The following is a 23,778-nucleotide window of genomic DNA, read 5'->3' on the forward strand; positions in this document are numbered from 1 at the left end:
GCGTTAAATTTTCACACAAAGGAACAGCAGACCTTGCAGCACAAATTCAAAAAAAATATAATGTGGTTAAAGAAAAAGAGGATATATTAAATAAAGAAATAGCACCTCTTAAAAAACAAAGAGTATCCTTTGAAAAAGCACTGAAACAATTAAACGGAGAACTTAAACTGGCATCAGTTAAATAAGATTTAGTATTGATAAATAACATAAAATCAGCAGGTGTAGAATTGTAAAACACTATTTATAAAATACTCCTTATCTGTTTTTTTTAAAGCCTTTTAAAGTATGCACCAAGACACAACTGTGTAGATGCCAAATACGCTATACAATGAAATGAACATAATATGCTAACAGCAATGAAATTAACAGGCAATCCTGAATCAATAGCCGCTTATCACAGCGGGCAGGAAAACTATTACTTCAAGCAGGCAACAGAAGATGAAAAACAAATTATAAGAGCCGGCTTTCACCCTGAGCGAGAAGAATCGCTTGAGTATGTCAAGGTTCATGGCAAGCTTTGTGAAGATATGGGGTTAGAGGCAGGTCAACAAATAAATGAAGCGACGTTTCGAAACCTATTGCACGGCAGAGACTCATCAGGAAACCAACAAAGCAAGAAGCACAAAGTCACAGGAATTGACCTTACCTTTTCGGCCCCGAAGAGTGTTAGTATCGCTGGGCTTGTTTCAGACAAAGATCCTTTAATAATTCAAGAACATGACCAAGCGGTCTTAGATACAATGAAGGAGATTGAAGAGAACCATAGTGTTGCCAGACCAACTTCACGAACAAGCTGGCATACCGGAAAAATGATTTATGTAACAGCCCGTGATGGCTTCAGCCGAGAACACGACCCCCACCTGCATACCCACGTTGTAGTAATGAACTTAACAAAACATAAAGATAAAATAATGGGGTTATGGAGCCGTGAAATACTAAACAGAGACTTCAATAAATTATGGGGTGCAGTTTATAGAACTAACCTTGCTAACCGGTTAAAAGCAAAGGGCTACAATATAACATATACCAAAAATGGCGAGTGGCGATTAGATAAAGTATCTTTAACTGCTGAAGTGGAATTTTCAACCCGCCGGAAACAGATACTTGAAGCCGAAGCGAACGGAAAGTTAGATATGGATGCCTGGCGGAAGACCCGAAAAGAAAAAGAACCTACGGTAAATAAAGATGATATTATAACAAACTGGCAACAGAGATTAGCCAGGACTAATAAGGAAAACGAAAATCAAAACAGGGAACAAGTAGGGAAAGAACGGACGGTCTGGGCCACAAAAGCTGAATGGTCCATAGAGGCATATCAAGAACGTAATGGATACAGAAACAACACAACAGACCTTGAAAAATGGCAACTGGCGATTCGCCGTGCCACAGAAAAAAGTGCTACTGTTTCAAAACAGGCAGTTATAACCGAATATCTAACCGAACTCATGCGGGGTGGTCAGTTCGAAGACATAACTTACAAAGAGGCAACAAACAGACTACAACATCAAGTCCAGATAGGGCATATCATACAACTTGAAGATGAAAGGTACACATCCTGGGAAATGATGAAAGCCGAAAGAGAATATATGAGCGAGACAGGGCTTAAGCTATCCAATTGGGAAAGATACACACCGGAGCAGACATCACAGATAATCGAAGGTCAACGTAAAGAAAAACTGAAAGCAGGGTTAAGAACATTATCAGAACTTCAATCACTTGCAGTACAAAAGATGATTACATCAAACACACGCTTGACTATTGTTCAAGGTGACGCTGGAGCCGGCAAGACAACGGCATTGAAGACAACTGCCGATTTTTACAAAGAAAGGGGCATAGAAGTCATCGGCTTGGCAATGCAAGGAGTAGCCGCGAAGAACCTTAAAGAAGAAACAGGAATAAAATCTACTACAGTTAGTTCATTTCTTTTACAAAAGGAACATAAAAAGAATAGGGTTATTGTTATTGACGAAGCAAGCATGCTTGACAGCCGGTCAGCTGCCCAATTATTTAAGATTGCTAATAAGAATAACGATAAAGTCATTTTAGTCGGTGACTGTAACCAATTAGAATCTATTTCTGCAGGTAAGGTATTTGAGCGGTTGGTAAACGATTCGGGACAAGCAGGAGATTTAATAAACTTAACTGAAAACTTTCGTCAAAGAGATAAAGAATTGAAGGAAGCTGTTGAAAATGCCCGTACTGGACAGATGAGTAAAAGTTTGGATATTTTAGACATGAGGGGCGACATAGTGGAAGTTTCAGACAGTCAGGACAGACGGCAAAAGATTGCAGAGCTTTATAATTCTGATACTCTTATAATAACAGGGACAACAGCGGCGAAAGACGAAATAAATCTCCGGATAAGGTTTGAATTAACGAGTCAGGGTAAATTAAACAACAGTGAAAGTAAATCTTATAAAATGGTGAGACGCGACAGCGATGGCATAGAGCATGAAAGAGAACTTAAATTAGCAAAAAACGACGTCATTACTTTTTGCAAAAATGACTATAAAGAATACGACATCCGGAACGGTGAAAGAGGAAAGATAATCGGATTGGATGAAAGATATCTCAAAATTGAATTAGAGGACAAAAGAAAAATCACAATAGACACGGATAAATACAAAAACATTGATTATGGGTATGCCTTAACAACATACAAGGCACAAGGACAAACATATAATAGAGTTGTAGTTGAATCGGACACTGCGGTCCCTACCCTAAACGACATGAGAAACCAATATGTAAACATTACCAGGGCGAGAGATGATATAAAAATATTCACAGATGATAAGGAGTATTTGAAAGAACTTGCAGATATAAAAACCCATGCAAGAGACACATTAAGCGAGTCATATACCCTACAGGACACAATCGCTGCCGAAGAGCGACTATGGAATAATATAAGGGCAAACTTATCTAAAGAGACAAAATATCAAGAACCAGCTGTTCAAAACCGAGCAGTAATTGAAAAACAACAGAACAGTAGAACACCAGAACAATAGAATATAATATTTATTGACTTGCACAGGTTTTTATGCTACAATAAATACATTATAATCAAACGTGCGATGAAAATATCATATCTTATAAAAACATATTTAAAAACTCATATCACAAACCCACATAATATATTCTTTAAAGAATATGCTGCCTTTGTGTTTTTATCGAGGGAATATAAATAATGTATAAATCGAAATCCAGTATTCATCTTACTTTAAAAGAAACGGGTTTTGTACAATGCAATGCCACACATATCGCTAGCCCGGATGATGTGGGGATTCTTTTTTCTGAACTACGAAATACCGATAGAGAAAGACTTGTGACCCTATCTCTTGATAAAGAGAATAAAATACTTGGCACAGAGGTGGTTTCTATCGGAACCCTCAATTCTGCCCTTGTCCATCCTCGGGAAGTTTTTAAATCCCCCCTCTTTTTAAATGCCAAAAAGATTATCTTTGTTCATAACCATCCTTCCGGAGACCCGACTTTTTCAGAAGATGATATTAAACTTACCAAACGACTGATGAAGGTTGGTGAGATGCTGGGAGTAGAGGTTCTCTATCATATTACCATAGGCGATAAAGAATGTATGTGTATGGATAGTGCTGCTAATTTTTCTCATTTTCTTATCCCCCAAAAAGAATCTTTAGAGTTTAATAGGTTTCCCCAATTGGAAATCTCTGTTAATAAAATATCAAGTATTTTGTATGAAGGGCAAATAGAAAAACCTCAAGATGTTTATGATATTGTTAAACCTATTTTTAATAAAGATACTCCCATGGCTTTTGCTTTATTTCTTAATTCAAGAAATGAGATTATTTCCTTACAGGCATTGGGTGGTAGTGAAGATTCTATATCCAACACACATCTTCACAAAACGGCCATTCTTTCAAATGCAGCCAGTTTTATAGTATGCTCTAATTATGAATTATCTATTGATAAAATCAAAAATATGAAGAACGACGCAAATCTTACTGATATAGAGATGTTGGATTATATTAATATTTATAAAAAGGGTGAAGGCCTCGCATATAAGTCATATAAAAGTGGCGGTTATCATCCGCGAACGGAAGCGGTTGCCGAAAAACAAGTTAAATATCAATATGATATTTTTGAAGATTTTGACAAATACCAAAATAAAGAAGAAGTCGTTGAAAAAAAGACAGTAGAACAGAAAAATCAGCATCTTACTAATGAGCAAATTGAAGAACTAATAAAATTAAAAAATACATTTACTGAAGATGAGAAAAATATTCTTATGCAGTATACCGGTTCAGGCGGTCTTGAAAAACAGGGTGCGGAAGGCAGAGGATTGCTTGACGAATATTACACACCTATACCCGTTATAGAGAAAATATGGCAGATAATTGATAATTATGTAGATATGAAAGAACCGTTGAATATTCTTGAACCTTCAATAGGTAAGGGCGCATTTCTTTATGGTCGTGACTTTAATATGGATACAATTATTACGGGTTATGAAGTCAGTCCTATATCATCTAAAATAGCACATGCGTTACTTACTGAAAACGATGGTTGTTCGGTAAAAATATTTAATGAACCTTTTGAATCTATCTTCATGGATGAAAGGGGTACTAAAATTCAGCATAAATTTACTAACAGCTATGACCTTGTCATCGGGAATCCGCCATATGGGGACCACAGAGGCAGGTATAAGGGTCTTGGTGAAGAACCCTCTATTCATGAATATGACCAATACTTCTTAAAGCGGTCGCTTGAGCTTGTAAAAGAAGACGGAATTGTAGTTTTTGTTATGCCGTCCGGATTTTTAAGGAAAAAGAATAATTATGCAAAAGAAGAAATTTCAAAATTAGGGTTTTTATTGGACGCTCACCGACTTCCAAATGCAATCTTTCCTACAACTGATATTGGTACTGATATCGTTATATTTAAGAAAAATTCTACAAAAGATATAGAAATAATAAAAAATCGTTTAGAATCTATAAATAATGATTCATATTTTGTCTCTAATCCTAATAAAATTGTTGGTTTGGAAAAAGAAAGGAAAGGGCGTTTTGGTTTGGAAAAATATGTTGAAGGCAATATAAATGATATTTTGAATTATGAGACTGAAAAAGCAGATGAAGATAAACTTTTAAAATATATTGACAAAAAGGTCAAAATAGATACATTGGAAGTCTTAACACCAACAAAAACAACCACTGAACCTAAAGAAAAGAAAAAAATCGGGACTACGCTTATTATTAACCAAAAGCAAGATAAGATAATTCCTGTTAAAAATAATGATATTTCAAAAAAAGAATTAGAATTATGGTTACATACAACTGCCACCGGGGAAATTGATTCAAAATGGCTTAATTCACTAACAGACAGAAAAGATTATGATAAACAACTCAATTATTATAATGGTAAATACTACAATGACTTTAATTATTGTCAAGGCAATATATATGAAAAATTAGACGAATTGGAAAGTGACACAAGTTCTTTGTCGGAGTCGGTTTATATAAGGCAAAAAGAAAAACTACTTACCGTATTGCCTAAGTCTGTTGAAATAGCTGATTTAAAATTATCTCCGATAGATGTATTAGCAAAAGAAATAGCGTTTTCTGATAACCAAACATTAGAAGATAAGTTTAAACATTATTTAGAATTTTTGTCTGATGATGCTTTTCTCAATTCTTCTGAATGGGAAGTTTTACAGTATATTGAAAATAGGCCTGTTCTTGGACGTGACCCTGTACGTAATGCTGATGTTCGCAGACGGCGACGAAGTGTTGCCAACCTATTATTTAACAAATATATTAAAGAGGAACTAACAACAAAAGAACATGTTGTTTTACTGGAAGCATATAATAGATGCAGGAATGCTGTTGCTATGCCTGATTATAGTAAAGTCCCATTACTATCAAATGTATTTTCTACTTTTAAGAATAAGCCTTTAGAATTACGGAATTGTCAATATACTGGTGCGGGATTTTTGGTTAATAAAGGACTCGGCTGTCTTGCTCATGAGGTCGGTGCTGGCAAAACGCTTACAAGCATTATTGCAACTAATGAATTGTTATCTCGGGGTTGGATACAAAAACCGCTTTTTGCTGTGCCGAAAAATGTTTATCATAAATGGATAAAAGAAATATGCGAAACAATCCCAAATGCTAAAATTAATGACCTGTCTAACTTGGGTGCGAAATACAAAGGTGATATAACTAAATTGAAAATTGAACCTGGCACTATTAGTATCATCACAGTAGAAGGGCTTAATAAATTAGGGTTTAAGCAAGATACTTACGAACAGATGACTTATAAATTACAAGATGTTATTTCTGGGATAAATTCAACAAAAAGACAATCAGCATCAGAAGGGGCTCGCACAGATACTCTTGTTGGTACTGCTATAAAAGGTACAACCAATAAAGTATATTTTGAGGACTTGGGGTTTGACCATATAATACTTGACGAAGCGCATAGGTATAAAAATATATTTACCTCTGCAAAAATAGAAAAAGGGGAAGCTAATGAATACAGCAGTGTTCGTGGTGGTCGCTCAAGTGCACGTGGTATCAAAACTTATCTTGCTACACAGTACATTCTTAATAAATATAACAATAGAGGGGTTTTTCTTCTGACTGCCACACCATTTACTAACAGTCCTATGGAATATTATTCTATGCTTAGCCTTCTTGCCAAAAAACGAATGGAAGAAAGTGGACTTAAAAATGTCAATGTATTTATGACGGCATTCATGGATATGAAAACATCTTTTGTTATTAAAGCGGACAGAACTCTTCAACAAGAAGATATTATAGAAAGATTCAAAAATGCACGACAATTAAGACGTTTGATAAACGAATATTATGATTTCAAAACAGGTGAAGAGCTTGGTATAATCAGGCCAGAAAAAGCACGAAAGCCGGTAGTTATTAGGCCGACTGAGCTACAGTCAAAGTATATGTTGCAAGCCGAAGAGTTGTTTGACGATAAAGATGCCGGCGGACCAATTGTCGCCATAACTGAGTTGCAGAATATCACGCTTAGCCCGTTTCTTTCCCGGTATTGTGAGAAACCGCCTGAAAGTTACAAGGAGTTTATCGAAGCAAGCCCAAAAATACATTTTGTAATAGAGGCGATAAAACAAGTCAAGAAAGATAAACAAAATACCGGACAAATTATCTATATGCCACGGGGCGTAGAATATCACACGTTGGTAAAAGAATATCTTATTAAGGAAGTGGGATACAAGCCAGAAGAGGTGGAAATTATTTCAGGTATTCATAACAACAGTGATAATGCTATAGATGATATACGGGACAGGTTTAATGCTGGACAGATAAAGGTTCTAATCGGAAGCGACACTATAAAAGAAGGGATTGATTTGCAAGAAAATACTACTGATTTATACACGCTTCATTTACCTTGGAATCCGCTTGACCTTGAACAGATGGAGGGCAGATTGTGGCGTTATGGTAATAAGTGGGCAAATGTAAGGAGCACTTTCCCGCTCATTGAAAATAGCGTTGACCCATTCATATTTCAGAAATTGGAAACTAAATTAAAACGAATACAGAACGTCAGGACAGACAATACAAACGAAAGTGATGTTAGTGAATTAGATTTCAGTGAACTCAAGCTTGACCTTATAACTGACCCCGCGAGACGTTTTGCGGCTGAAAAAACACTTCTGTTGAATGAAGAAAACAACAAATTGCTTATTGCGCGATCTGAAATAGCTTTCTTAGAAAATATAACCGAGAAAGTAGATACTATTTTAGAAAAAATAGAAAGAGAAAAAGAATACATTGAGCATTATAAGAATTATAGAACTTCCGATGCAGAATACTTAAAAAGTCAAATTAAATACCGTGAAAACAAAATTGAGAGGTATGAAGAAACTTTAAAAACACATAAAGAAAAATTAAAAGGTATTGATAAAAAAGACGTTGCTCATAAAATAGTAAAATTAAAAGCAGAATTACAGGAACCGGAGAAAAAAATAGAAAGTATAGAAAAGGAATATGAGAGAAAAATTAAAAATGCAAAAAAAGAACAAGTAGAAGCGAAGATTATACCCAATGATTTTACAAATGAAATAAGAAAAATAGAAGAAGAAAATAAAACATTTTTCGTTTTAATGAAAGATAAATTAAGGGTAGTACAACAAAAGAAAGAAGGGGAAGTCGTAAAAGAAAACAATGCTGTTTATAAAAGTGAGAATGTTTTAGACCGAAGAAAAATACTTAAATTTGACGATACTGGCATTCCCTACGAAAAAATTTTAGATAATGTTCCCGGTGTCCAAACAATAAGAGAAGAACTAAAAAAATATAAAGAACAGAAAATACGGCCTATAATCATAGCAGGGGATTTATCTGGTCTGTACGAATTTAACAATAAGTATGGTCGCGAAATTGCTGATGGTGCAGTGGAAAAAGCTCTTGAAGTATTTGTCAATGAGTTTTCCAAGACTGGCGCTACGGTTGGGTCTCCTTCCGGTGATGAAATGTGGGGAGTACTACCAAGAGACGCAAAAGTAGAAGAAGTCACAGAGCAACTAACCGGAGTTTTAAAAAAGATGAATAATATGGGTTATCAAGCAAACGATGACGTAGTAGGGCTTAATGCAAAATTTTATATTGGCAGAAAAAGTTTTGGTGATGTAGAAAAGTATCTTAAAAATGACCCCAAAACCGGAGAAGAGCTTCCACCTGGGGTAATAGTAGTAGAAGGTGAATTGTTAAATTCAAAAGAGGATGTTATTATAAAACCGCAAGGAGTATCAAATGAAAGGATTGTGAGGGAATCTGATAGAGTTAACCATAGTGTAAATGTTGCGAATGACGAACGGCTTGCTGAAAAAAGACATGAATATGAAAATGAGATGACAGGAGATTTGGGAATTGAAAAAGCATCAAAAATAAATCCAACGTATCTACATAAAATCATAATCAATAATGAATTTGTTTTGGAAGGCGTAAAAGGATTGGCTTGGGAATCTAAACAAATGAAACATAAAATGGAACAGACAGAAAAATTATTGAATGAAATCAATAATATAACTCCGGAACAAAAAGTAGAAGTCGGAAAGATTCTTAACAGTAAAACAGGTAAATCTATTTTGAACAAATATTCTCTAAATCCTGAAGATTGTATTGTGGCTGCGAGATATTGTTCAAATAAAGAAAACAACAAAGAAGAAGTTTTAAAAAGTGTACCCGATGAAGATAAAAGAGGAATTATTAGAAACATTCAAAACGAAAAAGAAAACTCAATGGGATTAGAAATATGAAAAAAGGTAAATGTGTTTCTAAGTTTAGATTTAAGATAGAGGACAAAATCACAAACAGGGATATAACAGGGAATGATAGATATTATATAATTAAATATATCGGGAGTAACTGGTTGATTCTTATAGGCAATAAAACAAACAAAGAATATGCCGTAGAAAAATGGTATAAGTGGAAATTATATAAATAATCTGGGGTAATATACCGATGTTCTATTATAGTAGAATAAAAAGCAAAACAAGGGTTCCAGTGACGGAATAAAAGGTATAAGTCGCTACCTAAAAAGAAAAATATTTAAAAAGTAAAAAAAGCACTTGACAAGCAAGTGCATATATATTATAATAATAGTGGGAACAGAAAAAGATTAAAAGGTGAGGAGGTATCAAATGAAAAAAGCACCGGATAAATCAATAGACGAAATATTAGAAGATATGGACGTGCGGAAAAAAGAGATGGAAGAACAGGATTTAAGAGATGAACTGGACAGAAGGGAACTACGGAAAGAAGGGAAATTGCCAAATCCGGGGAAAGAAAAAACGGATGAGAAAAAAGAAAAAAAAGTAATAATTCTTGGTGAAGAAATTAAAAAAGAAGATATGCCCAAATTGTATGAATGGGGCAGAACCAATCCAGACACATTAGAGAGAAATATTAAAGGGATGATGGAAAAGCAAGGTTTTAAGAATCCTGGCAGCGCAATGGCTATATTAGAAAGTGATTTAAAATAAGATGAAAAAAACTTTAATCAGTGAAAGGATTCGTGAATTACGAAAGCAGAAAGGTCTAACGCAAAAACAACTTGCTCAAAAAGTTAATGTTGTACCTAAATATATCGCCCATATCGAATCCGGATTTAGTTCTCCTTCTAAAAAGCTATTAGAAATAATTTCCAAATTTTTCAATGTACCTCTTTCATACTTTTTAGAAGAACATATCTCAATCGACAAAGGAAATATTATAGCGCTTCCTATAATCAAAAAAATTAAACCTGGTGAACCAATAATATTAAAAGAAAATATCAAGGGCTATATATCATTACCTAAAGAAATCGCACAGGACGGCACATTCGTTTGGCAAGTCAACGATGATTCAAATATTGATGCAGGAATTAAAAAAGGGGATTCTATTATCGTCCGTCAGCAACCGACAATAAAAAAAGATGATTTTGCGCTGGCTTTAAAACCTCATGAAACTGAACCTCATATAATTGTTCCAAACGGTACAAATTCAAAAAAAATACAAAATGCCTTTATTATTCAAGAAAAAAGTACAGCATATGAACAAAAGATTATAATTTTAGGAAAAATTATTGGAAGATTTGGGGGTTTATAAAAATGGAACATAAATTAGAAGAAGAAAAAATATACACAGAGCATTATAAAAAGTGTGAAAGATATGCAATTCCCGAAGGATTGCCATTAAGAAAAGCCTGGGCTGAATTTGAGAAACAGTATTTAATGAAAGCATTAGAGAATAATAATTGGCATAAAATAAATACAGCAAAAGAATTAGGCATTCATAGAAATTCTTTAACATATAGAATTAAGATATTAAATTTACATCAGTTAATTAAAAAAGCAAAACAAGGGTTTTCTTCTAAAAAGAGGTGGGTAAAACAATAATCAATATAAAAGAGAACAAGATAAACTAATTAATACCAATAAATCAAACGTGCGATGAATAAATGTTTTTGGACTTTCTGTATTACGTCGTTTTCAGTATATGATGCCTGTTTTAAATGTAGTGGCTATAAAAAAGATTGTTTTTATTATATTCAAAGTAGAAAGATAAATGGTTTAGCGGTAATGAATATAAAAAGAAAAGGAAAAGATAGGGTAATAAGACTTAGTATAGAATACTAAGTAAGGAGAAAGAAATAATGGGCATATTGCTTTTAGTTGCTGTGTTTGTTGTTGGATTAGTAATAGGTCTGTGGCTAGGCAGAGAAATAACATTTAACAGAATAATAGAGGCGGCATCAGGGGGTCACAAAAAAGCTTTTCGTATAATGAAAGCTATTCGGTTTTGAAAATTGATACTGAAAAAGTAAAATAAAAAGTAATCCTTGATATTTTATTTTGTCAGGAGGCTATTGTGTACGGTTATATTCTATTTGTAATTTTAGGAATTGGTGTTTTTTTCTTAGTTGCAGGTATTTTTGGAATACGTACTTTTTTAGACCGTCTTTTGGGTCGTTATGGTGTTTATATATTTATATTTATTTTCTTGTCTGCTGTATTAGTTACATTATATACTGATGCCACCCGCGATGGTTTTTCATCTTGGAAAAAGCATGGTGTGGGTGAAGAAATGGTTAAAAGAAATCATGCGTTACTTTATGGAGTAAAGGGAGAAGATTTCACTATTCTAATGCGTACCAGCGGCGAATCGCTCAGTTATGATTATAGCAAATATGATTCTCTGGTGTTTGTGTTAGACCCTAAAGATAAAGATATTATTAATTCATTAAACTTAATAATATCTAAATGTAATAAACTAAAACTTGCATACGAGAAAAAATAGGTGGGTGTATGAACTTTCCAAATTTGGTGGGACTAATAGATGTGGTGCTGGGAGTGATTATTTATAAATATGTCCACAATGTGTTATATAGCCTATTGTTGATAGCGTTATCATTAGCAGGTTCAGGAATAGCAGTAGTAGTTTATTTTAGAAACATAAAAAGAAAGTCAGGGTGTTATCCATGGGAACAAGACAATGCTTCTAAATAATATTTATGAATAACTTATATACTTCTAATCCGATGAAAAACGGTAAAATGGGGGTATTTGGGGGTGGGAATTGTGTTAAAAATTTTTATTGATAGTGTTACTTTTGTTTCTTTAATGTTTTTTCCTGTGTTATTTTTATGGTCTACAATTTATCAACACAACGCTCGTATAAATAATAAATCATGTAGTATATTCTTTTCATATAAATATACATTGTTTTATGCTATTTTTTTTAATATTTGTACTACGTTAATTTTATTTTTTGTTCACTGGCCATTAAATAAATTAATACCTAACTTTTTACTTAATCTTTCTGCTTCGGTTTTATTATACTATTTAATGAAAACGAGTAACTGGGTAATACAAATAACAAATACTGTTAAATATCGCTTGCAAAAGAAAAAAAGAGGTGAATGTTGAAGTGCTGATTAGAAAAAATAAAATGAAAACAACAGCAATTTACGTCAGAGTTTCTACGGTGGGTCAAGAGTTAAATAATCAAATCAGGGATTTAACCGCCTATTCTCTTAAAAATAAATGGAGAATTTATAACACCTATTCAGATGTTGTAACCGGAAAAGAAACCCGCGAAGACAAAAGACCAGGTTTTAATAAACTCTTTAAAGATGCCCATAAAAATCTGTTTGATGTGGTTCTCTTTTGGGACTTGTCTCGTTTTTCAAGAGCCGGTACATTATATACATTACAGAAATTACAAGAATTAAAAAACATAGGTATTGACTGGGTGTCATATCAAGAATCTTATTTTTCCTCATTAGGACAATTCAGCGACGTAGTAATATCAATAATGTCAACTTTGGCTAAAATAGAACGAGAAAAAATATCCGAACGAACAAAATCCGGCATGAGGCGAGCAATCGCCGAAGGCAAAAAAATTGGCAGACCAAGATATTCGGATAAAATCCGAAAAGAAGCAAAACGGTTATTAAAGAGCGGTGTTGGAATACGAAAAACGTCCAGAATCCTTAAGGTCAGCCCAACATTCATAGCTGCTTTATAGTACAGAGATTAAATATGGAAATTAAATTTATAGAACAACAAGTCCCTTCTGATAAAACAGAGAAAACCATAAAAGATGTTTTCCGGATGGCCGAACAAATAATGTTTAACTATTATATTATGGTATTAAAGAAGGATATTCGTAAAATTAAAAACATATATAAAATATCATTAACAAAATGACAAATATACCTTATACTACTGAATATTTAAGATTTCTCGAGATACTTGGCAAAAACAAAGTGGATTACTTAATCATTGGTGCATATGCAACAATGATACATAGTAAAGAACCCCGTGCGACCAAAGATATGGATACGTGGATTCGGCAAACCGAAGAAAACACCATAAAGTTAAGTGCTGCGCTAAAAGAATTTACCGGAGAAACGATTCCGCCGGAAACAATGATGAGAAAGAACCAAAAGATAGAAATAAAAAGCGAAGCATTTAAAATTGAAGTATGGACATCTCAGGAGATAATTACTTTTGAACAGGCTTGGGAAAAGAAAAAAACAGAACCAGTTGAGGGTTTTACGGTTGACGTTATATCAAAAGAAGATTTAATAAGATTAAAAAAACATTTTGACAGACCGCAAGACAGGATGGATGTGGCTTTACTTGAATCAAAAGACATGCAAAAAAAGAAAGGGTTAGATTTTTCGCTGTAAGAAAAAGGGGTGTCTAAAAAGCCGGTCCCCTTTCAGACGACACCCAAAAATCTATTTTAGTGTAAATTAAAGGGTCGTTTTATGAACATGTTTGTACCGTTAAAGAAAAAACTATAAAATGAAAAAAATACTTATAATAGTTTTGATATCTTTAGTCATTTTGTTAATATGTGGTTTTTATAAATATAATAAATATAGGAATTTTGTATATTGGGGCAATAGAGGTCTTAAAGAAACTAATGCTACAAAACAGATTGAGTGTTTTACTAACGCAATAAGAAGATGGCAGAATTCAGATGGCTATAATAATAAGGCGGTAGCCTATTATAACTTAGGTAATGGTTATTTTGCACAAGGGGAATATGAGAAAGCAATTGTTTTCTATGGCAAAACGATAGAGCTTAATCCTGGGCTTACTGCTGCCTATTATAACAGAGGACTTGCATATACCAAGAAAGGTGACTACGCCAGATCTATTATAGACTATAATAAAACGATAGAGCTTAATCCAAAACATGTAGGAGCATATTATAATAGAGGACTTTTTTATTTTGAGAAAAGTGATTATAAAAAAGCAATGTCGAATTTCATAAAGGCACAAGAAATAAATTCTAAATTATGGAATGTATTAATAGGAATAGCTTTTGTAAATATGAAGCAAACTAACTTCGTTAAAGCAAAATATTATTTTAAACAAGCAAAGGAATTGCAGTCATTATTAAATAACACCTCAGGATTATTTGAATTAGAAAAAAGAGGATATTTTTATACCAGTAAACAAAAAGATACAATCAAGGATTTGCGGTATTTAAAAGATTAAAATGAAAAAACCTTTTTTACTTTTTTTATATGTTTTTCTCTGGCCGATTACATTGTGTGCTATCGGCACTCAAATTTTTTCAGATAATATGGATAGCTTTCCTTCGGGATGGACAGTATATAACACTGGTGGTGGGGTAAGTTTTGACATATATACATCAACATATGTGAGTGCGTCTAGTTGTGCTTATGAGACAAATTATGGTAACAATTATGCAACAAATTATATGGAAAAAAGTATAAATTTAGCGGGTTATGATGATGCAAAAATAAAAAACAATGCGATCTGGAATACGGCCGGTTGGTCAGGAAGCTCCCCTGCATATGGAAATTTTACATTAGAATATTATGATTCTTCATGGCATGTATTGTGGTCTACTGGAACCGATGGGAATTCTTATGCTCCGGCTAATTGGGTACATCAGGAAATAAGTGGAATACCCTCTTCTGCTATAAAATTTAGATTTCGTCATTATACGTATGATGGTTCCGCTCATGTTTATGGTGGGGTCGATGATGTTGTTCTTGTTGGAGAACATAAACCTGTTTTATCTTGGTCTGGTAATCCAGGATATGAAACAGGTGGAATAAGTTCAAATATCGGGACTTCAACAAATACTTATATATATGAGATAAAATATACCGATGCTGATAACGACGCTTCTTCAAGTGGATATCCGAGGGTTATAATATCGTCGGGTAGTTACACGGTTAAAGTAATTACGATGAATTATGTCTCTGGAGCATATAATACCGGAGCGATTTATTCCACTTCTACGTTGCTTAGTCCGTGTAGTTATTATGAATACACTTTTCAGGCTACAGATGGTTGGTTGTCTGCTACTGACCTTTCAAGTACTGGTCCAAATGTACAAAGTAGTATTGCTGGTTATGTCCTAGACCCTTTAGGTAATGGTATGCAAAACGTCATGGTCGCTCAAGATTTCGGAACCGGAACATCAATAAATACTATTGGTTCAGGATATTATTACTTTTGCTTAACAAACGGACAAAGCTACACCGTCACCCCATCAAGTTTTGCTTATTACTCATTTACACCGAGTAACAGGACATATACTAATTTACAGGCAAATCAAACTAACCAAAACTATACAAGAGTAAATAATTCAGCAAGTGCGGCATTATCTTGGACAGGAGAATCGGGGTATGAAACAGACGGATTAAATTTAGTTCTTGGTTCTACAAATACTGTATTTACTTATAGAATTAAATATACCGACCCTGATAACGACCTGCCTAAAACGGGAAACCCGGAATTGTATATAAAAAAAGGTGGAACAAATATTGCAGGAAGCCCTTTTATTATGAATCAAGTTGATTCTAACGATGTAAACTGTATTGATGGAAAATTGTATACTTACTCGACATTGCTATCTACGGGGGCAAATTATACTTATTCTTTCCAAGCATATGATATATGGAATACATCATCAACTTCACCATCAGAAGTAGATGCACCTGATGTGAGTAATCAGCCGGTCCTTACTTGGACAGGTGAAGCAGGATATGAAAGTGATGGTGTGAGTCCGGATATTAACATTTCAACGGTAGCTTGTATTTATAGAGTTAAATATACTGACCCCGATAATGACGCTCCTGCGAATGGCTATCCAAAGGTGCATATTAAGAAAGGCGGGGCTGAAATTTCTAATAGTCCTTTTTCAATGTCTTATATGGCGGGAAATTATAATACCGGAGCGTATTATTCATATTCGATATCTCTCTCAACTGGCATTAATTATACTTACTATTTTGAAGCGAATGATATTTGGAACGCATCGGCAAATATAATATCTAATTCCGGGCCGCAAATAAGAACATATGCTAGGGGATATATAAAGGATACCAACAATAATCCAATGGGGAATGTTAAATTAGATTTATCGGGTTCTGAAACATCTACGCAATACACAAACACCTCTGGATACTATGAATTTTTAATTACAACTATGAGTTATGTTATTACGCCGTCAAGTTTTGCGTATTACTCGTTCAGTCCAGCAAATAGAGTATACACGAACACACAAACACACCAAGAAAATCAGGATTTTGCAAGGACGACTGCTGCTCCGGTTTTGTCCTGGACAGGAGAAGCGGGATACGAAGCAGACGGAGTAAGCCCGGATATTGGTACTTCTACTACAGCATTTACGTTTAATATAAAATACGCTGATTCGGATATAGACGCTCCTGCTGTTGGATATCCAAGGGTTATAATATCATCGGGTAGTTATACGGTTAAGGTAATAACAATGAATTATGTTTCCGGAGCATATAATACCGGAGCGATTTATTCTACGTCTACCTTGTTAAATACCTGTACTTATTATAATTACACTTATCAGGCAAAGGATGTTTACAACACTTCTGCAAGTGATTTATTGAAAAGCGGCCCGAGATTAAAAACGTGGGTTAGGGGTTATGTAAGAGACTCGGCCAATATTTTAATGCCCAATGTTAAAATAACACTTTCTGGCGATGAGTCTGGAATTACTTATACTGATATAGGTGGATATTACGAATTGTTGATTACAACAATGAGTTATACGGTTACGCCTTCAAGTTTTGCTTATTATTCTTTTAGTCCAGCAAATAGAGTATACACAAATACACAGACACACCAAGAGAACCAGGACTACGCAAGAACAACTGCTGCTCCGGTTTTGTCCTGGACAGGTGACGCAGGATATGAAAGTGATGGCATAGAACCAGATATAAGTACATATACCGCTGTAATTGATTACAGAGTTAAATATACTGATTCTGACAATGATTCCCCGGCGGTTGGATATCCGAGAGTTATAATATCATCAGGCAATTACACAGTTAAGGTAATAACAATGAATTATGTTTCCGGAGCATATAATACCGGAGCGATTTATTCTACGTCTACATTACTTAGTCCGTGCAGTTATTATGAATACACTTTTCAGGCAAAAGACATTTTTTCAACAGAAGCAACTGCAATAACAGGGCTTGGTCCTGATACTCAGATTTCAATAAAAGGCTATTGTTTTTACCCGTCAGGAAGTGGTATGAAAGACGTTTCCGTTGTTTTGTCTGATGGGGTCAATACACAAACGGCTATAACTTCTTCTGTGGGTTATTACCAATTTACAGGACTAACTCCAGGATTTAATTACACTATAACACCTTCAAGTTTTGCGTATTATTCTTTTACGCCAAGTAACAGGGTACATACAAATCTATATTCAGTGTTAACAAATCAAAATTTCACAAGAAATAATACATTGCCGACGTTATCTTGGACAAACGAAGAACATTATTCTGCGTCTGGGGTTTACCCAACTATAGGTACACCAATTGTTGATAATTTTTCATTCAGAATAATGTACACTGATACGGAAAACGATGCTCCTGAGTATGGGTATTGTTTATTACATATTTCTAAAAACGGAACAGAGATATCTAATAGCCCATTTACAATGAGCCAAGCTTCTTCTGAATATCTTAATGGGAAAGTGTGTTCGCATGTTATGTCTTTTCCAGTAGGCAGTAATAATTACTCATATTATTTTGTTGTCTTGGATTTATGGAGTGGGCAAACAATAACAACACCGTCAAGAACCCTTTGTGTTTCTACCCCACCCACAATACCAAAAAACAAATCGGGTGACGCTATTGACGGTATGACCGTGGCGTCTTCGTTGGTTACTCTTAGGTGGTCTGCCTCTGATGATGATAATGATTCAATTACTTACAGGTTATATCTCAGCAGTCCTCAGATAGAAGGCAATTATAACCTTTCAATAAAAAAATCTCTACAATATTCGTCCAGTATCTATGAAGGAACACAAAATTCATGTGTGTTAAGAAATCTTGTAGCTGGCAGAACATATTTTTGGAATGTTGATGCTGTTGATTCCTTTGGAGTGGTTACTCAAAGTCCTGTGTGGAGTTTTAAAACACTTGATATGTCTTCTAACAAGACATTTAATTACCCTAACCCATTTAACCCAAACAAAGAACAGACTCGGATAGTGTTTAAAGTTAACAGTCCTCAAATAGTGAAACTAAGGCTCTATTCCGAATATGGTGATTTAATATATCAGAAAGATATCGATGCTGTAGCAGGAACAAATGAGTTTTACTACGACGGTAAAGATGATAAAGGTAATACTTTGTTTAATGGGTCATATATTTGTAGAATAGAAAAAATCGAAGGGGCAAGTAAGTGTTATATTTTAGTGATAAAATGAAAAACATAGGGTACAAAACCATTAAGGCATTAAATAAAATGTCGATAATTGCATTTATGAGAGCCGTTTTACCTCTGATGGTTGTATTTTTCTGTTTTTCGTGTGTTCTTGAGAATTATTCTTTTGCTGCAACAGGATATAGAAGTAATTTTTTAAGCTATGGTCCTGGTGTTGCCGCTATGGCAATGGGTGATACTTTTACTGCTTACGGAAATGATATGTCGGTTATTTATTATAATCCTGCCCTGCTTGGCAAACTTGACGGCGAAGAAGTATCGGCAAATCATTGGTTTTTGTTTGATACCGCAAGGTATGATTTTGTTGGTTTTTCGTCTGCGGGAGACAACAGCGCTTTTGCTCTTGCAGGAACTCAATTTTATAGAGGAAACATTGAAGTTAGAACAAAGATAGATGATGTGGAAACCAAAACAGAAAATAACCAGATGGCGATTTACGGTGCATACGCAGGATATATTAATAGTATAAAATTAAATTATGGTGGGTCTTTGAAATGGCTTAATTATAATATGAACACTGAAAACGGAACCGGATTCGGTTTAGATATCGGGTTAGCAAAACAACTTCTCATGACCGGTAATCCAGTTGGAAGAAAAATCGTTATTAACTCGGGTGTTTTGTTTCAGAATCCGTTACAGGTGAGTATGAAAATGATTGATACAAAAGAAGATTTGCCGGTCGCAGTTAAGCTTGGGCTTTCCGGTAGCATGACTGTTTTTCCAAAATACAGTAAGATTAAAGATAAATTATCATATGACGATATTTTGATTGCAACAGATTTAACTTATTCTGATAAAAACCTGTTGTATTCCTTTGGTGTACAATACATGCTTTATGAATTCGCAATGTTTAGGCTTGGTTGGAAACAGGGTTTAACTGCAGGTTTGGGGTTCTTGTTGTCTGATTTTCAGCTTGATTATGCGTTTGTATCGAAAGATTTTACTAATTTTCACAAAATTGGTTTTAGTTACAGGTTTGGTAAAAAAGAAGATATTGAAACTAAAATTGCCCCCACGTTTACAGAAGAATTTCAAAAGGTATATCAACAGTCGTGCAGGATATATGATAGGTTTTTTAGAGAGGCAACAACATATGCCGAGTTGGAAAAATACGAAGAAGCAATTATATTACTTAAAAAGGCGATACCGCTCAAACCAGAAGATAATTCGCCCGCAAAACAATTATTGAACACTTGCGAACAGACAATCATTGCTAATAAAATGAACGTCTATATTACAGAGGCGAGAAAAAATATAAGTAAAAATAATTTTGTAGAAGCGTATAAATCATACTTAAAAGCGTTCGATATAAACCCTGAAGACAAAAATATAAAAACATTTTTAGACGATATTTATGACCGTGTGTCGCAACCAGTGAAAAAAGCAGACCCAAATAAAATCATGATTGACAAAGTAATATATGAATATTCGCAGGGAATAGAAAACAATATCAATTCTATGCTTGAAAAAAATGATTTTAATAGAGCAGAGAAAGAATTTACAAAACTACACCTGTTAATACCTGAGTTAGAACAAACAAAAACAGTTAAAAGAAAAATAAAAGACAGAAAGGACTTGTATGTATACAGCTTTGTAACAAAGGGTATAAAATGTCTTGGAGAAGATAAGCCGGATGAAGCATATTTTAATTTTTCAGAAGCAGCAAAATTAAGTCCCGATGATACGGGTATAAAAGACCAAAAAGAGATAGCAAAAAAGAAATATCTTGCAAAGAAAAAATATTCAATAGAAGATAATGTATATTCAGATAAGCTGTATTGTCTAGCTGCTATTAACTTTGCTACGGATGAGACATCTTTGTCTACATATGAAGAATTGAAAAATTTCAATACTGTATATGAAAGCTTGCCTGTATTAGAAAATGCTTTACTTGACGCTAATTTAATACAGAGACAAAAGCCATAATTACAGTAGAATGTAAAAGGAGGTATTATGAGTAAAAGAAGTGTTGTTGTTTGGTTGTTGGTTGTTGGTTTTGTTGTGGCGGTTGGACAGGGTTCTGCTTTTGCCTATGGTGAACAGATTGAAAGTTCTCTTGGTAATCTTTTTAACTGGATAACGAAAGTTCTCGGTGGTGCGGCGGTGCTTGGTGGATTAATATTCACCGGAATAAGAGTTTCAATGCACGATGAAAATGCGTTCAAAACAGGACTCAAGGTTATCGGTGGAGGAATAATCATTTTTGCAGCAAAAAATATAGTTGACCTGCTACAGGCGATATTTAAATAATTATGAAACCAGTATACACTTATAAAGCATTGTCAAATACCATATTTTTCTTTGGTTTCCAGCCTATTGACGTGGGTATAATACTGGTTTCCACTTTAATGGTATGGGGTGGTACAAATTCATATAAAATAGGTCTTGTTTGGCTTTGTTTGGTGTTTTTTCTCGGCAAAAAGTTGAAACATAGGTCTGGCGGGTCAGAAAAAGCTTTTTTGCTTTTTATGACCACACCTAACAAGTTGGGTGTAAGCACCAGAGATATCCCGGCTTATCGGAGTATAAAATGCCAAAAATAAATCCGACTACTATCAGAGATATATTCCAAACATCTAAACTCCCGTCCGTACACCAACTTCTTAACCTTTGGGCGGTAGAAGATGAAGCAATAGTCGGGTTAGATCTACAAATGACATTTGCATACGAGATTATTCTGCCGGACTTAACTGTAAAATCAGATGAAGAATTAAAAGATTATTTTCAGATGATAAAAAATTGCTTACACTCTTTGCCTGATAATACGACATTGCAATTTCTTGTAAAAATTACAAAAGGTGCAGAAGAAAAAATAAAGGAATACCAAGACACCACACACCCTGCAGACGATGTAGCTAAACTGATTGTTGATAATAAATTAGAGCATCTAAGAAGTGTTTTTACACAGACACGTAGATATTTTATGTTTTTGACAACCACATCGACGAATAATGATACAAAAAAACTAAAAACACCTATGTTTTCTATAATCAACGATAACTTCAAAAAAATAACCCAAGGAATACATGATGTAAGAATTGAAAAACTGAAAGAAATATCTCGAAGTATTATTTCTTTGTTAAACGGAATAGGCATACCTACTATAATACTAGATGAAAAAGCAATAAGTGACCTTTTTTACAATCATTTGAATCCGGGCCGGGCTGAAACTCTCGGGCTTGGTAAAATAGATAAAGAGAAAACGCTACGCTCACAAATATGTTTCAATGCCTGCAAAAACGAATTTGACCATGTATATATCGACGGTTATTATTATCGGGCGGTAAATCTGCATATTCGTCCGGAGACAATAGATTTTTCTATGTTTTATAGACTTATGTCATGTTTAAGTCCTGACTGCGATGTTTCTGTTGCCTTAAATACAAGCAATCAAGACGACCTTATTAAACAAGTTCAACTTACGGGAACGATTGCAAAAAACATCAATCAGCTAAGCGGTTTCAAAAAAAATTATGAAGCACAATCAAAATCAGATGAAGCCGACCAACTTATAGACGAGATAAAAACAACATTCCAAAAACTATTCAATTATTCATTTACCGTTGTTTTAAAAGAACGCACTCTTGAAAAACTCACTGCTAAAACAAATGCTTGTCTTCAACTTTTCCGACTGCTTGGGGAATCTGAGGGTATAATAGATGATATGAATCATCTATTGCTTTTTCTGTCTGTATTACCAAATCACAGCCACTTGAACTTCAAGAAACACGTCTTCCAGTCAGAAGCAGTATCGCAGATGATACCTACTTCGGCGTCCTGGACTGGAAGTAAAGAACCGAAAATCCTTTTCCAAACAGAAGACGACCAACTTTTGCCAATTAATCTTTTTGATCCCTTATTACCTGCAAAACACGGTCTTGTGTTAGGACAAACAGGTGGCGGCAAATCTTTTACCACAAATTTCCTTCTTACTAACTTTTTCATCGAATCTGAAAAAAATCATATAGTAATAATTGACGTGGGTGGCAGTTACAGAAAATTATGTAAACTGTTTGGCGGGCAGTATCTCGAAATAGAACTTTCTGAAGAATTCGCCTTTAATCCTTTTCCGTCAAAAGAAATGGCCATTATCAAACGTAAAGATACAGAGGCTGGGATTGAAATAGAATTAGATAATGATGTTGTGTCCTTTTTAACCAATTTGATACAAAAAATGTTGAAGCTTCCTAGTTTAGAAGGTAAAGAACAGAAAATATTTGAAAATGCTATAACAGAGACATATAAACACAGTAAAATGGACCCGCCATTATTAAATTCACTACATTATCAACTACTTAATTACAAGGGTGACGAATCTGATAAAAAAATTGCAAAAGAATACGGAAAAAATCTTGAATTTTGGACTACCGGCAGATACGGCCGTTTGTTAAATAGACCAAGTTCATTAAAAGCAGATGCAAGAATAGTCGTTTTTGATTTACAAAAACTTAATGAAGAGCCGGATCTCCAATCCGTCATATTCTTTTTAATCTCTTCTGTAATTGAAAATAAATTAAAAGATAAAACACTCAAAAAAATGATTGTTATTGATGAGGGCTGGAAATTTTTTAATGACGAGGTTGGGTCTCTTCTTATTCAAAATCTCTATCGCACAGCCAGAAAATTTAACGCCGGTATCCTTTCCATATCACAAAGCCCGGTAGATTTTCTTTCTACTAAAGCCGCAAATGCAATAATTTCCAACTCTTTTATAAAATATATTCTGCGGTTAAAGACAGGGTTTGACTTGCTTACACAGTTTGAGCTTAATCAGCAGGAAATAGAAAAAGTAAAAAATCTGCGCAGTGAAAGTGGTAAATATAAAGAAGTTTTCTTAAAATTTTCAGAACATAATCGGGTTATAAAAATCCATCCGTCAAAATTAGATTATTGGATATGTACAACTGACCCTAATGACACAATGACTGAAAATATAATGCGTGAAAAACATCCTGACTGGTCTGATTGGCAAATAATAAAAGGACTGGCAGGAATAAAATAAGTAGAAAATG

At 34.3% G+C, this 23,778-nt stretch carries 19 protein-coding genes; all 19 read left to right on the forward strand.

What is annotated here, in order from left to right; genetic code table 11:
- A partial coding sequence (locus PHE88_11865; protein MDD5688514.1) for a hypothetical protein occupies positions 1–185 on the forward strand: 185 nt, incomplete at its 5' end.
- Positions 186–344: 159 nt separating this feature from the next.
- The gene (gene mobF, locus PHE88_11870) at positions 345–3,005 is read left to right on the forward strand and encodes a MobF family relaxase (protein MDD5688515.1); all 2,661 of its coding nucleotides are present in this window, start codon (positions 345–347) and stop codon (positions 3,003–3,005) included.
- Positions 3,006–3,184: 179 nt separating this feature from the next.
- A complete protein-coding gene (locus PHE88_11875; protein ID MDD5688516.1) occupies positions 3,185–9,271 on the forward strand; it encodes a JAB domain-containing protein in 6,087 nt (2,028 codons plus the stop codon).
- Complete coding sequence (locus tag PHE88_11880; protein MDD5688517.1) at positions 9,268–9,459, forward strand: hypothetical protein; 192 nt, start codon at positions 9,268–9,270, stop codon at positions 9,457–9,459. Before PHE88_11875 ends, PHE88_11880 begins: the two co-directional genes overlap by 4 nt.
- 196 nt (positions 9,460–9,655) lie before the next feature.
- On the forward strand, positions 9,656–9,997 hold the full coding sequence (locus PHE88_11885; protein ID MDD5688518.1) for a hypothetical protein: 342 nt from the start codon (positions 9,656–9,658) through the stop codon (positions 9,995–9,997).
- Position 9,998: 1 nt separating this feature from the next.
- On the forward strand, positions 9,999–10,601 hold the full coding sequence (locus PHE88_11890) for a helix-turn-helix domain-containing protein (protein MDD5688519.1): 603 nt from the start codon (positions 9,999–10,001) through the stop codon (positions 10,599–10,601).
- Positions 10,602–10,603: 2 nt separating this feature from the next.
- A complete protein-coding gene (locus PHE88_11895; protein MDD5688520.1) occupies positions 10,604–10,891 on the forward strand; it encodes a helix-turn-helix domain-containing protein in 288 nt (95 codons plus the stop codon).
- 257 nt (positions 10,892–11,148) lie between these two features.
- Complete coding sequence (locus PHE88_11900; protein MDD5688521.1) at positions 11,149–11,298, forward strand: hypothetical protein; 150 nt, start codon at positions 11,149–11,151, stop codon at positions 11,296–11,298.
- A gap of 65 nt (positions 11,299–11,363) precedes the next feature.
- Complete coding sequence (locus PHE88_11905; GenBank protein ID MDD5688522.1) at positions 11,364–11,792, forward strand: hypothetical protein; 429 nt, start codon at positions 11,364–11,366, stop codon at positions 11,790–11,792.
- Between the two features lie 8 nt (positions 11,793–11,800).
- Positions 11,801–12,001 carry a hypothetical protein gene (locus PHE88_11910; GenBank protein MDD5688523.1) on the forward strand — a complete coding sequence of 67 codons (201 nt, stop codon included), beginning with the start codon at positions 11,801–11,803 and terminating at the stop codon, positions 11,999–12,001.
- 442 nt (positions 12,002–12,443) lie between these two features.
- Positions 12,444–13,022: a recombinase family protein gene (locus tag PHE88_11915; protein ID MDD5688524.1), complete on the forward strand. Its 579-nt coding sequence runs from the start codon at positions 12,444–12,446 to the stop codon at positions 13,020–13,022.
- Between the two features lie 14 nt (positions 13,023–13,036).
- A complete protein-coding gene (locus PHE88_11920) occupies positions 13,037–13,204 on the forward strand; it encodes a hypothetical protein (protein MDD5688525.1) in 168 nt (55 codons plus the stop codon).
- Positions 13,201–13,689, forward strand: a complete 489-nt coding sequence (locus PHE88_11925) for a hypothetical protein (protein MDD5688526.1) — start codon at positions 13,201–13,203, stop codon at positions 13,687–13,689. The genes PHE88_11920 and PHE88_11925 overlap by 4 nt, the downstream gene beginning before the upstream one ends.
- Before the next feature lie 118 nt (positions 13,690–13,807).
- Positions 13,808–14,509 carry a tetratricopeptide repeat protein gene (locus PHE88_11930; GenBank protein MDD5688527.1) on the forward strand — a complete coding sequence of 234 codons (702 nt, stop codon included), beginning with the start codon at positions 13,808–13,810 and terminating at the stop codon, positions 14,507–14,509.
- 1 nt (position 14,510) lies between these two features.
- Positions 14,511–18,749, forward strand: a complete 4,239-nt coding sequence (locus tag PHE88_11935; GenBank protein ID MDD5688528.1) for a hypothetical protein — start codon at positions 14,511–14,513, stop codon at positions 18,747–18,749.
- Positions 18,746–20,692 carry a hypothetical protein gene (locus tag PHE88_11940; GenBank protein MDD5688529.1) on the forward strand — a complete coding sequence of 649 codons (1,947 nt, stop codon included), beginning with the start codon at positions 18,746–18,748 and terminating at the stop codon, positions 20,690–20,692. The genes PHE88_11935 and PHE88_11940 overlap by 4 nt, the downstream gene beginning before the upstream one ends.
- A gap of 27 nt (positions 20,693–20,719) precedes the next feature.
- Positions 20,720–21,016, forward strand: a complete 297-nt coding sequence (locus PHE88_11945) for a TrbC/VirB2 family protein (protein ID MDD5688530.1) — start codon at positions 20,720–20,722, stop codon at positions 21,014–21,016.
- A 2-nt stretch (positions 21,017–21,018) separates the two neighbouring features.
- On the forward strand, positions 21,019–21,309 hold the full coding sequence (locus tag PHE88_11950; protein MDD5688531.1) for a hypothetical protein: 291 nt from the start codon (positions 21,019–21,021) through the stop codon (positions 21,307–21,309).
- A complete protein-coding gene (locus tag PHE88_11955; protein MDD5688532.1) occupies positions 21,297–23,768 on the forward strand; it encodes an ATP-binding protein in 2,472 nt (823 codons plus the stop codon). Before PHE88_11950 ends, PHE88_11955 begins: the two co-directional genes overlap by 13 nt.
- Positions 23,769–23,778 lie beyond the last annotated feature (10 nt).

It is taken from the genome of Elusimicrobiota bacterium, assembly GCA_028718185.1.
Taxonomy (GTDB): Bacteria; Elusimicrobiota; UBA8919; order UBA8919; family UBA8919; genus JAQUMH01.